We start from the raw sequence: 14,259 nt of genomic DNA on the forward strand, positions 1-14,259 counted from the left end.
ACCGAAAGCAGATCATGTCCGACGAGAACATCCAGATGTACGACGTCATCGTCCTCGGGGCGGGACCGGTGGGCGAGAATGTCGCCGACCGCACCGCCGCCGCGGGACTCCGCACCGTCATCGTCGAATCCGAGCTGGTCGGCGGCGAATGTTCGTACTGGGCTTGCGAACCCAGCAAGGCGCTGCTGCGGCCCGCGCTGCTGTACGGCGAGGCCGCGCGGTTCCCGGGCGTCGGGAACGCGGTCACCGGGCCGCTCGATGCCGACACGGTCCTGAAGCATCGCGACCGGATGGCGGCCGATTGGGACGATCAGGGCCAGGTCGAATGGCTCGAATCCGCCGGCATCGCCTTGATGCGCGGTCATGGGCGGCTCGACGGGGTGCGGGAGGTGACGGTCGAGACGCCCGGCGGTGGCACCGTGCGATTGCGGGCCCGGCACGCGGTCGCGGTGTGCACGGGCACCCGGGCGGCCCTCCCGCCGCTGCCGGGCCTGGACGCGCTGCGGCCGTGGACCAGTCGTGAGGCCACCAGCGCCCGCGAGGTGCCGAGCAGACTCGGCATTCTGGGCGCGGGAGTGGTCGCCGTCGAAATGGCCACGGCGTGGCGGGCTCTGGGGTCCGAGGTCGTGCTCATCGCACGGGAACCGCGGCTGCTCACCCGCGTCGAGGAGTTCGCCGCGGACCTGGTCGCCGATCGGCTGCGTGCGGCGGGTGTCGACCTGCGATTCGGGTCGGGCATCGTGACCGCGGAACGGGCGGGCGGACCCGACGACGGCATCCACCTCGGCCTGTCCGGCGGCGAGCGGATCGTGGTCGACGAGCTGCTGTTCGCGACGGGCCGGGCGCCGCGCACCGACGATATCGGCTTGGAGACAGTCGGTTTGGCCTCCGGCGACTGGCTCGCCACCGATGACGCGTTCACCGTGACCGCCGTCGACGGCGAATGGCTGTACGCCGTAGGCGATGTCAATCACCGGGCGTTGCTCACCCATCAGGGCAAGTATCAGGCGCGGATCGCGGGGCAGGTCATCGCGGATCGGGCGGCCGGGCGGGAGCTGGACCGGTCGCCGTGGGGCGCGCACGCCGGGACCGCCGATCTGGTCGCGGTCCCGCAGGTGGTGTTCACCGATCCGGAGATCGCCGCGGTCGGCCTCACCACCGAGGAGGCGGCGCGGCTGGGCCGCACGGTGGATGTCGTCGACTACGAGATCGGCCGGGTCGCGGGCGCGATCCAGCACGATCCGGAATATCGCGGCCGGGCGCGCATCCTCATCGACCCGGAGCGCCGGGTGATCGTCGGGGCCACCTTCGCCGGACCGGGCGTGGCGGAGCTGCTGCATTCGGCGACCATCGCCATCACCGGCGAGATCACCGTGGACCGGCTCTGGCATGCGGTGCCGTCGTTCCCCACCATCAGCGAGGTGTGGCTGCGACTGCTGGAGACCTACCGGGATCAGCGCGCGAAGCCTTGACCGCGCGGCGGCGTGTGACCGTCAGCGAGTACGTCATCCGACGCTCGCGGCCAGCGCCCGGCGGCTCCTAGCGTCACCACCATGACCAGCATCTTTCGTCCCGCCCTCGACGCGGGAGCACACGGATGATCACCTATGACCGGCTCTACATCGGCGGCGTCTGGACCGAACCCAGCGAACCGGCCCTGCTGGAGATCTTGTCCCCACACGACGGATCGCTCCTCGGCGCGGCGGCACAGGCGCAACCCGCCGATGTGGAGCGCGCGGTCGCGGCGGCCCGCGCCGCCTTCGACAGCCGGGAATGGCGTGACACCCCGCCGAGCGAACGAATCACCGTGCTGCGCAGGTTCAACGAACTGCGCGAGGAGCAGGCCGACCGGATCGCCGAGCTCATCACCGCCGAGAACGGCTCCGCGGCGTGGTTCACCCGGGCGGGTCAGGCCGCGCTGACCCGGCAGGCCAACGCGTATCTGACCGCCGCGGAGAGTTTCGACTGGGAGCGCACCCTCACTCCGTCGGACCCGGATTCCCCGGTGCGCAGTGTGGTTCGGCGCGAGCCGGTCGGCGTGGTGGCGGCGGTGATCCCGTGGAACTCCCCCTTCTCCTCCGCCACGTCGAAGATCCTGCCCGCCCTGTTGACCGGAAACTCCGTGGTGCTCAAGGTTTCTCCGGAGAACTCGCTCAGCATGGGCCTGCTGGCCGAGCTGCTGGATCGCGTCGGCCTGCCCGGCGGCGTGGTCAGCGTGCTGCCCGCGGAACGAGAGACGAGCGAGTACCTGATCTCGCATCCCGCGGTGGACAAGATCGCGTTCACCGGCTCGACCGGGGCGGGTCGCCGGATCGCGGCCATCGCGGGTGAGCAGCTGAAACGGGTCAGCCTGGAACTGGGCGGCAAGTCGGCGGCGGTGATCCTGCCCGATGCCGATCTGACCGCGGTCATGAACGGCCTGAAGTTCGGCTCGCTGCTGAACAATGGCGAATCCTGTATCGCCCAGACGCGCATCATCGCCCCGCGCTCCCGCTATGAGGAGGTGGTCGCGGCGCTGGCGGAGCTGGTCGAATCCCTGCCGGTCGGTGACCCGCGCGACCCGCGGACCTTCATCGGCCCGATGGTTCGCGGCGATCAGCAACAGCGGGTCCGCGATTACATCGAGATCGGCATCGCCGAGGGCGCGCGCCTGGTCTGCGGCGGTCCGCAGCTGCCGCCGGGACTGCCGGACGGCTTCTATGTCACGCCAACGGTTTTCGCCGATGTGACCCCGTCCATGCGGATCGCCAGGGAGGAGATCTTCGGCCCGGTGCTGGTCGTCCTCGCCTACGACGACCTCGACGACGCCGTGCGCATCGCCAATGACTCCGACTACGGGCTCTCCGGCGGCGTGTGGTCGGCGGACGTCGACGCGGCGCTGTCCGTGGCCCGCCGGATCCGGACCGGGACCGTCACCGTCAATGGCGCGCCGGTCGGCTTCGACGGCCCGTTCGGCGGCTTCAAGGCCAGCGGGATCGGCCGCGAATACGGCGTGGTCGGTCTGGGTCAGTACACCGAATTCCAGACGATCACCGTCTGACGTCGCTGCTAGGGTGGTCCCGTGCTCATCGAGGAAGTCGACAGAATCTAGCCGCCCGGTCGAAGGCGGCGCTTTCTCTCACACTTGTCGCTCGGCCCCGTCGGCCGCGCGCTCCTGGCCTTCGCCCGGCTCCGAGACGTTCCCGAATCACGTCCGGCCGCTCGTTCGCGAGCAGGAAAGAGTCGACAACCCATGTCCACATCCATGCCTTCCGCGGTCACCCTGCGGAATCTGTCCTTCGAATGGCCCGACGGCAGCATCGCGCTGTCCGGGCTCAATGGCACCCTCGGCACCGGGCGCACCGGTGTGGTCGGCCGCAACGGCGCGGGGAAATCAACGCTGTTGCGGCTGATCGCCGGAATCCTGACCCCGACGGCTGGGCGGGTCGAAACCACCGGCGCGGTCGGGTATCTCCCCCAGAGCCTCACCCTCGGCCGTGATGCGACGATCGCCCAATTGCTCGGTATCGCGGGCAAACTCGCGGCTTTGCGCGCGATAGAGTCCGGCGAGACGAGCGACGAGCATTTCGAGACGATCGGCGACGACTGGGACATCGAAGCCCGCGCCGACGAGGCGCTCCACGAAATCGGTTTCAGCGCGGCCGATCTGAACAGAGGAGTCGGCGAGATCTCGGGCGGCGAGGCCGTCCTGGTAGCGATCACCGGCCTGCGGGTCCAGCGCACGCCCATCACCCTGCTCGACGAGCCGACCAACAACCTCGATCGCGAAACCCGCGCCAAGCTGGCCGGATTCGTGGATTCCTGGCCCGGAACCCTGATCGTGGTGAGCCACGATCTCGAACTGCTCGAGCGGATGGACGCCACCGCGGAGCTGCGCGGCGCGGAACTGGCGGTCTTCGGCGGGCCGTACAGCGCCTGGAAAGCGTATGTCGAACAGGAGCAGGCCGCGGCCGTCCAGGCCGCCCGCACCGCCGAACAGGCCGTGAAGGTCGAGAAACGGCAGCGGATCGAGGCCGAGACCAAGCTCGCCCGCCGCGAGCGCACCGCCCGCGCGACCCAGCGGGACGGGGGGATTCCACGGATTCTCGCGGGCAACCGGGCCGATCGGGCCCAGGGTTCGGCGGGAGCCATGCGCACCACGCTGGACGCGAAACTCCAAGCCGCGCAACAGCTGCTGGACGACGCGTCGTCCCGGGTCCGCCGTGAGGAGCACATCCACCTCGACCTCCCGGATCCGGATGTGCCGCGCAGCCGCCGGATCGCGGAACTGAGTGACGGTGATCGGCGGGTCGTCATTCAGGGCCCGGAACGCGTAGCGCTGGTCGGCCCCAATGGCTCCGGTAAATCGACGCTGGTCGAGAACCTGCTCACGGGCCGCGATCCGGACCGGGGCAGTCTGCTCACCGAGCGGGTGGGGTATCTGCCGCAGCGCCTGGACAACCTCGACGAGGACGCCAGCGCACTCGACAACGTGCACGCCGCGGCACCCACGGCGACCCCGGCCGTGATCCGTAATCATCTGGCCCGCTTGCTGTTACGGGGCAGCAGTGTGGAACGTCCAATCTCGACGCTGTCGGGCGGTGAACGGTTCCGGGTGTCGCTGGCCCGCCTGTTGTTCGCCGATCCGCCGGCGCAGCTGCTGATTCTGGACGAGCCGACCAACAATCTCGATATCACCAGCGTCGAGCAGCTGACCGAAGCGCTGGCCGACTATCGCGGCGCGATCCTGGTGGTCAGCCACGACTATCCGTTCCTGCGCGGGATCGGGATCGACACCGTGGTGGAACTCGAACCGGGCGGCCGCATTCAGCAGCGCAGCGCTCTGTGACTGCCTCCGGCTCCGGGCGCCTTCGGGTGCTCGGAGCCGGATCTGCACAACCGGGGCTTCCGCCGCCGTCAGAGACGGTCGGCGTCGATGATCGCCTGCGCGAACGGCCGTGGCGCTTCCTGCGGGACGTTGTGCCCGATCCCGTCGAGGACGCGGTGCTCGTACTTGCCGGTGAACTTGCCGCGGTATCCCTTGCCGTCCTTGGCCGCCCCGTCGAAATCGCTGCTGACGGTGATCGCGGGCACCGAGATGACCGGCCCGGCGGCGAGCTGCTGTTCGTAGACGTCGTACTGCGGTTCGCCCGGGGCCAGGCTCAGCCGCCACCGGTAGTTGGAGATGACGATGTCGACGTGGTCGGGATTGTCGAAGGCGGTCGCGCTGCGGTTGTAGGTCGCGTCGTCGAAAGTCCAGGCGGGAGAGGCGCGTTGCAAGATGAGCTTGTTGAAGTCGTGGCGGTTGCGGTCGTAGCCGAGGCGGCCGCGTTCGGTGGCGAAGTAGTACTGGTACCACCAGCCGAGCTCCGCTTCGGGCGGCAGGGGCTGCTGCTGGGCGGCCTGCTGGGTGATGAGGTAGCCGCTCACCGCGACCATGGCCTTGACGCGCTGCGGCCACAGGGCGGCGATGACGTCGACCGTGCGTGCGCCCCAGTCGAATCCGCCGAGCACGGCCTTGTCGATGTGCAGGGCGTCCATGAAGTCGACGATGTCGCGCGCGATGGCCGACTGCTGGCCGTTGCGCACGGTCTGCGGGGACCGGAAGGTGGTTTCGCCGTAGCCGCGCAGGAAGGGCACCAGGACCCGGTACCCGGCGTCGGCCAGCAGCGGGCCGACATCGGCGAAGCTGTAGGCGTCGTAGGGCCAGCCGTGCAGCAGGATCACGGGTTGTCCGGTGGCGGGCCCGAATTCGGCGTAGGCGACGTTCAGCACGCCCGCGTCGATCTTCTTGATCGGGCCCAGGCCGGTGTGCGCGCCCGATCCGGCCCGCGGGTTCACGCTCGTGGGAGCCGGTGCGGGCGTGGCGGAGTCGGTGGCGCAGGCGGTGAGGGTGGCCGCGGCCAGGCCCGCCGCCAGCGTCGCGCCGAAGAGGCGTCGTCGGTCGAGGTTCATGCCTTCGACGCTAGGGAGCGGACCCGGCCCGCCGCGTGCGTCGGATGACGTAATCGGTGTCGATCGGTCGCGGCGGCGACCCGCCGATCACCCGGCCGTTTCGTCCAGGGTGGGCAGCAGGGCCGCGAGATCCCCGCGTGAACTGATGCCCAGCTTCGGGAAGATCCGGTGCAGGTGGGTGCTGACGGTCCGGTGCGACAGGTAGAGCCGCTGCCCGATCTCGCGGTTGGTCAGGCCCTGCGCCGCGAGTTGCGCGATGCTCAGTTCGTGCGGGGTGAGCCGCTCGCGGGCATCGGGGTCGCGGTTCGGGCTCGATTCACCGGCGCTGCGCAGTTCCAGGCGGGCCCGTTCGCTCCACGCGGTGAAGCCGAGCGCGTCGAAGATCTCACGGGCCGTGCGCAAGTGGGTGCGGGACTCGACCACGCGGCGCTGCCGCCGCAGCCATTCGCCGTAGGCCAGGTGCAGGCGGCCGCGTTCGGCGGGCCAGCCGGTCAGGTCCGCGGCCAGGGCGGCGGCGAACGCCTCGGCGGCCTTGTCACCGGCGAGAACCGCTCGGGCATAGCGCATGCCGATGTGCAGGGCGGGTGACGGCGTGGCCTCGGCGGACGCTTCGAGTCCGCGCAGCAGGTCGGCCATGGCGTCGGCTTGCCCGGCGCGGACGGCGGCCTCGGCGAGTTCGGTGAGGAAGTACGCCGCCAGCGCCGGTGAATGCGACGGATCGCGCGGATCGTGGATGCGGGCCAGGTCGGTGAAGGCGTCGTCGAATCGGCCTTCCCCGAGCGCGGTGAGCCCGCGGGTGAGCTGCACGGTGGCGAGCACCGGCCGGGCTCCCGCGGCCAGTCCGGTGCGTTCGGCGTCCGCCGCCAGGGTGGTGGCCTCCGCGTAATCGCCACGCAGCGCCGCGATTTCGGCCTGCACCGACACGATCACCGCGTGCATGAACGGCTGCTCTGTCTCCAGCGCGAACGCCGCCGCCTCGGCCGCGATGGGTGCGGCGGTGGCGATGTCGCCGAGCCGGGCCAGGCTCCACGCCTGGATCGCGAGCGCCCGGGTCAGCAGCCCCAGCCGTCCGGCGGACCGGAATCCGGGCGCGGACGCCGCGGCGAACTGGGCCGCCAGATCGAACGCGCCGACCTGGTACGCGGCGCTGCTGAGATAGTGGTCGACCTCGGTGTCGCGACCGGAGGTCGCCGCCAGCGTGCGCAGGTGGCCGAGGACCTCGTCGCCGCGCTCGAACGGGGCCACGATCGAGTCGATCGCGAGCTTGGCCGGATCGCCGCCGGGAATGGCGAAGGTGTCGGCGACCGCGAGCACCGCGCGCCGGGTGTCGGGCCCGGGTTCGGACCAGAAGCAGCGGGCGGCCGCCGCCCACAGGATCCGCAGCGCGGGATCCGGGTAGCCGTCGGCGGCGACATCGGCCGCCAGCACGGCCAGTTCGCCGATACGCGTGTGGCTTTCGCGCATGCCGTCCTCGAAACCGGAGAGCAGCCAGGCCGCGGTGGCCTGCTGTCCGGCCGTGAGGGGCAGCATGCGCGCGGCGTCCACCAGCCGTTCGACGGTGTCGCGGCTGCCCGCGTCGACGGCCAGTTCGGCGGCGCGCAGCAGGCGGTCCGCGCGGCGGCCGGGGGTGACGGTGAGGGCCGCGGCGTGTTCCATGGCGGCGACCGCGCCGCCGCGGTGCCGGGACCGTTCGGCGGCGGCTTCGAGCGCGGCGGCGACGTCCTCGTCGGCGCCGGCCGCGCCCGCGGCCCGATGCCACACCTGGCGTTCCGGCGACTCGGCGAGGACGTCGGCGAGGGCCAGGTGGGCGCGGCGGCGTTCCGCGCCGGTCGCCGCGGCCACCAGGGCGGAGCGCACCAGGGGATGACGGAAAGCGACCGTGCCGGAACCGATGTCGATCAGCCGGGCTCCGACCGCCGGGGCGAGATCCTCGGCGGTGACGGCGGAATCCAGGAGAATCCCGGCGGCGGTGAGGGTTTCGGCGACCGAGTCGCCGTCGTTCAGGGCGGCGACGAGCAGGACCGAGCGGGTCGGGCCGGGCAGCGTGGCGCTGCGAGCCGAGAAGGCCTGTTCCAGACGCTCGGTCAACGGCAGAGCCGAAGCGGTCTCGGTGAGATCCATTGCGGCCATGGGTAGCTCGGTCAAGGCGAGCGGGTTGCCGTGCGATTCGACCAGCACGCGGCGCCGGACCTGCGCGGGCAGATCCGGCGCGATGGCGTCGAGCAGCGCGTTCGCGTCATCGCCGGCGAGCGGTCCGAGACGCATGACGGTCAATCCGGCCGCGCTCACCGGCGAGACCGCGCCGTCGCGCCGGGTGGCCAGCAGCGCAACGGGTTCGGAGTCGAGGCGGCGGGCGACGAAGGCCAGCACCTCGGCGCTGGCCAGGTCGAGCCAGTGCACGTCCTCGGCGACGACCAGCACCGCGCGCTCGGCCGCCGAATCGGCGAGCAGGGTCAGGGCGGCGAGCCCGACCAGGTGGATGCTCGGCTCGTCGGTGCTCTCCGACATGCCCAGAGCGGTTGTCAGCGCGTCGAATTGCCGGGCGGGCAGGGTGTCGAACTCGCGGCGCAGCGGATACAGGAGCCGGTGCAGCCCGGCGTAGACGAGATTGCGTTCGGCTTCCACGCCCGCGGTCCGCAGCACGCGATGACCGGCGGCGGAGGCGGCGGCGACGGTCTGCTCGACCAGTGTCGACTTCCCGATGCCGGGCTCGCCCTCGATCAGGATGCCGCTGCGCTCGCCGGGTCCGTCCACCAGGGCGGACAGGTCTTTCAGTTCGGTGTCGCGTCCGAACAACGGCATGGTGCGGAATCCTCCTCCGGGCCCGCACGGCAGATGTGGGTCCCGCCGCGACCCTACCCACGGTTGATTACGTCAAGACAGCGTCATCTGACAGATTCGGCGACCCGGCCGTGACGGCGAAGGTATTCCCATGGCTACCGTTCGATTCCACCTGATGTCCACCCTGTCCCCCGCCGAGGTCATGCACGTGCTGACCGACTTCGGCCCCACCCGCCCCGACGCCTGGCCCAGCATCGACGCCGAGCACTTCGCCGTCCACGCTCGCGGCGACAATTGGGCCGAGGTCACCGAGGGCACCGCCGCGGCTTGGGAGCGCGCCCGCTACGACTGGGACCCGTCCGGTGACACCGTCACCATCACCACCCTCGATTCCAAACTCTTCGGCGCGGGCGGCGGCTGGGTCTTCCGGATCACCCCCGACCTGTCCGGCAGCCGGGTGGACGTCGAGCTGACCCGCACCCCACAGGCCCTCAAAGGCAAGATCCTCGCCGCGCTGCTGCCCCTGATCGGCCCGTCCTCCCTCCGCAAGTCCTTCGCCACACCGCTGCGGGCCGCGTGATGTCGGCATCGCAGCCCCACCAGCACTTGATCGCCGATCTTTTCGTCTGCGGCCCGGTCGCGATGCTGCTCTGGTCCGAGACCGCCGTGCTGCACGGTCGCGGGCCGTCGGTGCGAGACCTCCTCGGCTAGCCGGGATCCGGTTGTCGGTTCGGGAAGATCGGGCGGCATCGCGCGCTTGTACCGTCCATGACGACAACCGGCTCGGAAGACCTCGTGAACCAGCAGCACCCGAACGGCTCGACCGTGCTGTCGGTCGGATTGCATCCCAGCGCTGTGGATTACCGCAACTATCCACAGTTGACCGAGGAGATTCTGACCGCACGCATCGCGGCCGGCGAGGCCGCGTTGCGGGAGGCCGGGTTCGATCTGGTGTCGTGTCAGCTGCCCGCCGACCCCGACGCGGCGGAAGCCGCACTGCGCGAACGCATTGCGGGGCAGACGTTCCGGGCGGCCATGATCGGCGCGGGCGTCCGGATGGCGGGCGAGCACACGCTGCTGTTCGAGCGGCTGGTCAACACGCTGTCCGACGAGGTGCCCGGAATTCGGTTCTGCTTCAACACGTCACCGGAGACCACCATCGACGCGCTGCGCCGCTGGGTGGAGCCCCGCGTGCGCTGACGCGTCAGTCCTGGTCGTCCAGCTTCTGCCACATCGCCTGGCCGATCGCTACCACACCGCGGGCGGGCAGGGTGACGTTCCCGATCCGGGGGTTGGCGTCCAGGTGGGCGGGGCGACCGAGGTCGTGACCGTCGAGGACCGCGGTCGAGTCGGTGACCAGGTACATGCGTTCGGGCATGAGGAGACCGGTGTGGCCGCTGGGCATGGTCCCCGCCATCTCGAGATGACCCAGACCCAGTGCCGCGGCCATCATTTCGCGTGAGCGGATGAGGGCGCGGGAGCGCCAGGTGGCGAGGGGCATATGCCCGCCGACGGCGTTGAGGGCGCGCAGGGCCGGGGTTTCCGTCACGGTCAGCGTCCAGTCCAGGGCCGGGTCGTCGACGGTGACGTGCAGGGACGTCGGGCCCGTCCATTCGGCGCCGACCGACGCGAGACCGGTGTGGTCGCAGGCGGGACCGTAGTAGCGCGGGCACGCGTGATCGACGCGGTCGCCGTCCACGAAGATCGACCAGCGGCCTTCGGGGTCGCGATGCCAGACGGTTTTGTAAGGGCCGAAGTCGTTTTCGGGGAAGACGCGCAGCGCCAGCACATGACCGCTGTCGAAGGGGAGGCCGAAAACGCCCCAGCCCTTGACGTATTCGTGGCCGGGCCAGGGCGCCTGCCCGGTGCGTTCGGGGAGGCCGGTGAGCCGGGAGGCCAGATCGAGCATGAGGTCACCTCCGGTGGGGTCGGTAGCTGATGTTTCGACGGTAGGCGCGGCGAACCCGGGTGTCGTCGGGCGTTCTCCCTACGAATCGGTGGTCAGTGTGTCGAGCAGACCGTGCTGGACGGCGTAGAGGGTGACGGTCGAGCGGGTCGACGAACCGGTCTTGGTATAGATGCGCTCGATGTGGGTGCCCGCCGTTTTCGGGGCGATGCCCAGGGTGCGGGCGACCTGTCGGGTGGACGCGCCGCGGGCGATGAGGGCCAGGACCTCGAGTTCGCGCGGGGTGAGGCCGTCCGGACCGGTGCGGCGACGCTGCCGGGGCTGACCGGCCGCCTCGAGGACGGCGTCGACCGCGCCCGCGTCGAGCCGTCCGCGACGCACCTCGGAGCGCAGTTCGGACAGAATCCGCTTGGGCGGCAAGGCATCCCGATAGGCGCGCGGTTCGCTCATCGCGCGGTAGGTGTCGGCGGCGGCCAGCAGCCGCGCCGAGACCGGGATAGACGGGCCGGTCAGGCCGCGATGCGCGCCCGAGCCGTCGAGTCGCTCGTAGGCCATGGCGGCGATGGCGCCGATCCGGGCCAGTCCGCCGGGGCGGGCGAGGACCCGTTCGGTGTAGTACGAGTTCATCCGCAGCCGCTCGAGCTCGGTGACGCTCAAGGGGCCGGGCTTGTCGAGAATCGTCGCGGGAACGCCGTGCAGCCCGATGTCGTGGAGCAGGGCCGCGCGGCGCAGCACCGTGACATCGGGTTCGGCGAGACCGGCGGCGGCCCCGGCGCGGGCCGCGAGATCGGCCACGCCGCGGGAGTGCCCGGCCCGATAGGGCGAGCGCAGATCGGTGAAGTCGGCGATCACCTCTAGGGCCGTATCCAGTTCGGCCCCGGTGAGATTGCGGCGCAGTGCGGGATCGGCGGCGATGAGTTCCCCGTAGTCCGGCTCGGAATCGTTGTCGGCCAGCAGGTCCCGCGCCGAGGCACAGAATTCGTCCACCACGGCCGGATCGAACTGGGTGCCCCGCCGGGCCCGGGCGACCTCGACGGCGGCCTCGATTCCGGCGGTCCGATGCAGCACCTCGGCCACGTCGGCGAGATGGAACAGCCGCATCCCCAACCCGATTCGATCCCCGCCGACCCCGACCGGCACCCCCTTGCCGTCCCACCGCGCGAAGAACTGCCGCAGCGAGTCCCCGACCGCGGGGGCCAGCCCGAGCCGGTCGGCCATGGTCGACGTGGTGAGGCAGTGCGACATGAGCCCGCGCTCGATATCGCGCCCGCCCTTCGCCGCGATCGCCACCGTCTTCCGCACCCGCTGCGCGAACGGCCCCGAAGCCCCCGCGTGCGAGAGGAAGAACCGCGCCCCGCCCATGCCCCGCAGGTCGGTCCCGTAGCTGTCGGCCCGGAACGCGATGTCGTCCCCGAACCACGCCGAGACTTCGGGCGCGTCGGCCACGCACCCGGCCCAGGCCAGGACCGCGGTGTAGTACAGGTCGGACCGCTCCCCCTCGCTCAGCCCGACCCGCTCCCCCAGCCGCGTGGCGAGCCGCCAGGACCGCAGCACGTGCGCCATCGGCTGGCCCAGACCGAGGTCCATCGCGAACGAGAACGCTGCCAGCAGTGCCGCCAGCGAAACACCCGTGTCCCGAGCGTCACGCGTCATGCTGCGAGCATAGGCGCGCGCCGATCCGTTCGATCTCGGATCGGCCCGCGACCTGGACCGATGAGCCGGACCGGGGTGTGCCCGTCAGCCGGCGGCGATCGCCTCGAAGGTGCCCGCCCGATAGGAGCCGCCCTTGGTCTTCGTGATGACCGCCAGGCGGTTGGCCGCGTTGATCACGGCGATGACGTAGACGAGCGCCGCGGCCTGGTCCTCGTCGTAGTGCTTGCGCACCGAGGCCCACGTCTCGTCGGACACGCCATGACTCGCGTCGGCGAGGCGGGTGCCCTCCTCGGTCAGGGCCAGGGCGGCCTGCTCGGGTTCGGTGAAGACGGTGGATTCGCGCCAGACGGCGACCAGGTTGACGCGGGTCGCGGATTCGCCCGCCGCGGCCAGTTCCTTGGTGTGTGCGTCGACGCAGAAGCCGCAGCCGTTGATCTGACTGGCCCGCAGTTCCACGAGTTCCGTCAGCGATTTCGGGAGGCCCGACTGAGAGATCGCGAGGCCGACGCCGGCGAACCGCTTGTTGAGCTTGGCTCCGACGGCGTTGGCGTTCAGGTCGATTCGGGGTTCCATCGTGTGATCCTCACGTGCGGTGGTGAATTGGACGACCACAAGACGCCCGAGAGCCGGTGCGTGTGACAGCCGCGAAGCTGTGAGGTGGGCCACGAGCCGAAACGAGAACGCCCGCGCCATCCGGGGATGACGCGGGCGGGAGGACGCGGCTACTTCGGTTCCGGGTGGGTGGTGGGGGTGTGGATGATGTCGAAGTACACCGTCTTGTCGTTGGCGTCCGGGTAGACGCGGTAGGTGAATTCCTTGTCGTTCAAGGTGATGATGTCGGTGACGCGGCGGAACTTCTCCTGTCCCGCATCGTCTTTCGCGACGATGGTGCGGGTCTTGCCGTCGGCGGGGACGGACCAGTCGCCGTGCATCTTCGGGGTGTCGTCGAGGTTGTACATGGTGAAGGTGCCGTCGGGCTTGAAGTAGGCGAAGCCGACGTAGTTCTTCACATTGTCGTCGGTCAGCGGCACCTGGGCGCCGTGGGCGTCGGTGGCGGAGGTGGTCTCCCAGGCGGTGGCGGCCAGCAGGGCGGCCGGGGAACCGGGCGGGACGGCCACGGTGGCGGAGGCGGCCGCGGAGGTGGTCGGCTGGGCGGAGGTGGTGTCGGAGCTGGAATTGTCATTGCTGCTGCAGGCGCCGAGCGCACCGACCGCCGCGAGGGCCACGGCAAGAGTCGCGATTTTCTTCGTCATCTCTTTACCAGTCATCCGGCTCACTCTAGTTACCCGGCGGCCAGACCACGCTGAAGGAATCGCTGGCAGGAGCGGATGGCCGCGGGCAGGTCCACGGCGTCGGGGGCGATCTGATACTGGGCCGCCACGCCGCGCAACATGCCGGTCAGCACGGTCGCGGTGGACGCCGGATCGACGTCGGCGGACACCGACCCATTGCGCTGTCCGGCGCGCAGCAATTGGTCGACGCCGTGCCGGAAACGTTCGTCGTCGGTGGCGAAGACCGGGCGCAGTGCCGCCTCGGAAGGCATTGCGGCGCCCCACATCACGAAGAAGGCGCGGCTGGTCCGGGGGTAGCCGATCATGGCCTTCAAGTAGTCCTCAGCCAGCTGTGAGAGTACCGCGACGGCGTCGACTCCGGGCTCCTCGAGCTTCGCCGCGGCCCCGCCGACGAACTGCGCCTGGATGCGCTGCGCCAGTTGATCGACCAGTGCCGCCTTGGTGCCGAAGTGATGGTTGGCCAATCCACGGCTGTAGCCCGCGAGTTGCCCCACATCGGCCAGCGACGTCTGCTCGACACCGCGCTCGGCGAACAGCGACTCGGCCGCATCCAGCAACGCCTGACCGGCCTGAGCAGCGCGTTCGCGCTGGGTGCGGCGTGGGGGCGGGGCCGCGTCGCTCCCCTTCGCCGTCGGGGCCACCGGCTTCCCGGTGGCCTCCGCCATGGACCTCTCCGTGCGACCCGCCATGGCG

13 protein-coding genes are annotated in these 14,259 nt (G+C 70.6%); 6 read left to right on the plus strand and 7 right to left on the minus strand.

The features are described 5' to 3' along the window. The first annotated feature begins 14 nt into the window (after window positions 1–14). The 3 genes from ACQP06_RS31370 (at window position 15) to ACQP06_RS31380 (ending at window position 4,828) form a co-directional block, all read left to right on the plus strand. A complete protein-coding gene (locus ACQP06_RS31370) occupies window positions 15–1,472 on the plus strand; it encodes a dihydrolipoyl dehydrogenase family protein (protein ID WP_433668438.1) in 1,458 nt (485 codons plus the stop codon). Between the two features lie 125 nt (window positions 1,473–1,597). Continuing rightward, window positions 1,598–3,040: an aldehyde dehydrogenase gene (locus tag ACQP06_RS31375; protein ID WP_433668440.1), complete on the plus strand. Its 1,443-nt coding sequence runs from the start codon at window positions 1,598–1,600 to the stop codon at window positions 3,038–3,040. A gap of 192 nt (window positions 3,041–3,232) precedes the next feature. Continuing rightward, window positions 3,233–4,828, plus strand: a complete 1,596-nt coding sequence (locus ACQP06_RS31380) for an ABC-F family ATP-binding cassette domain-containing protein (RefSeq protein WP_433668442.1) — start codon at window positions 3,233–3,235, stop codon at window positions 4,826–4,828. Between the two features lie 68 nt (window positions 4,829–4,896). Here the strand turns inward: ACQP06_RS31380 and ACQP06_RS31385 are convergent, their stop codons facing one another. Both ACQP06_RS31385 and ACQP06_RS31390 read right to left on the minus strand, forming a co-directional pair. After that, window positions 4,897–5,934: an alpha/beta fold hydrolase gene (locus ACQP06_RS31385; protein ID WP_433668444.1), complete on the minus strand. Its 1,038-nt coding sequence runs from the start codon at window positions 5,932–5,934 to the stop codon at window positions 4,897–4,899. Window positions 5,935–6,021: 87 nt separating this feature from the next. After that, a complete protein-coding gene (locus ACQP06_RS31390; protein WP_433668445.1) occupies window positions 6,022–8,736 on the minus strand; it encodes an ATP-binding protein in 2,715 nt (904 codons plus the stop codon). A gap of 130 nt (window positions 8,737–8,866) precedes the next feature. Between ACQP06_RS31390 and ACQP06_RS31395 the strand changes: the two genes are divergently transcribed. From ACQP06_RS31395 to ACQP06_RS31405, 3 genes are read left to right on the plus strand one after another with little or no spacing between them, the layout of a single operon-like run. Beyond that, complete coding sequence (locus ACQP06_RS31395) at window positions 8,867–9,295, plus strand: hypothetical protein (protein ID WP_433668447.1); 429 nt, start codon at window positions 8,867–8,869, stop codon at window positions 9,293–9,295. After that, the gene (locus tag ACQP06_RS31400) at window positions 9,295–9,426 is read left to right on the plus strand and encodes a hypothetical protein (RefSeq protein ID WP_433668448.1); all 132 of its coding nucleotides are present in this window, start codon (window positions 9,295–9,297) and stop codon (window positions 9,424–9,426) included. Before ACQP06_RS31395 ends, ACQP06_RS31400 begins: the two co-directional genes overlap by 1 nt. Before the next feature lie 57 nt (window positions 9,427–9,483). Then, window positions 9,484–9,915, plus strand: a complete 432-nt coding sequence (locus tag ACQP06_RS31405) for a hypothetical protein (RefSeq protein WP_433668449.1) — start codon at window positions 9,484–9,486, stop codon at window positions 9,913–9,915. 4 nt (window positions 9,916–9,919) lie between these two features. Here the strand turns inward: ACQP06_RS31405 and ACQP06_RS31410 are convergent, their stop codons facing one another. The 5 genes from ACQP06_RS31410 to ACQP06_RS31430 all read right to left on the minus strand — a co-directional run bounded on the left by ACQP06_RS31410 (window position 9,920) and on the right by ACQP06_RS31430 (window position 14,255). Then, window positions 9,920–10,624, minus strand: a complete 705-nt coding sequence (locus tag ACQP06_RS31410; protein ID WP_433668451.1) for a hypothetical protein — start codon at window positions 10,622–10,624, stop codon at window positions 9,920–9,922. A 78-nt stretch (window positions 10,625–10,702) separates the two neighbouring features. Continuing rightward, entirely contained in the window at window positions 10,703–12,274 is a 1,572-nt protein-coding gene (locus ACQP06_RS31415) for an HD domain-containing phosphohydrolase (protein WP_433668453.1), read from the minus strand. An 84-nt stretch (window positions 12,275–12,358) separates the two neighbouring features. Then, window positions 12,359–12,847 carry a carboxymuconolactone decarboxylase family protein gene (locus tag ACQP06_RS31420; RefSeq protein WP_433668455.1) on the minus strand — a complete coding sequence of 163 codons (489 nt, stop codon included), beginning with the start codon at window positions 12,845–12,847 and terminating at the stop codon, window positions 12,359–12,361. Window positions 12,848–12,996: 149 nt separating this feature from the next. Further along, a complete protein-coding gene (locus ACQP06_RS31425; RefSeq protein ID WP_433668457.1) occupies window positions 12,997–13,527 on the minus strand; it encodes a DUF4822 domain-containing protein in 531 nt (176 codons plus the stop codon). Window positions 13,528–13,556: 29 nt separating this feature from the next. Continuing rightward, window positions 13,557–14,255, minus strand: a complete 699-nt coding sequence (locus ACQP06_RS31430) for a TetR/AcrR family transcriptional regulator (RefSeq protein ID WP_433668458.1) — start codon at window positions 14,253–14,255, stop codon at window positions 13,557–13,559. Window positions 14,256–14,259: the final 4 nt, after the last annotated feature.

The sequence above is a fragment of the Nocardia sp. CA-136227 genome (genome assembly GCF_050955695.1).
Lineage (GTDB): Bacteria > Actinomycetota > Actinomycetes > Mycobacteriales > Mycobacteriaceae > Nocardia.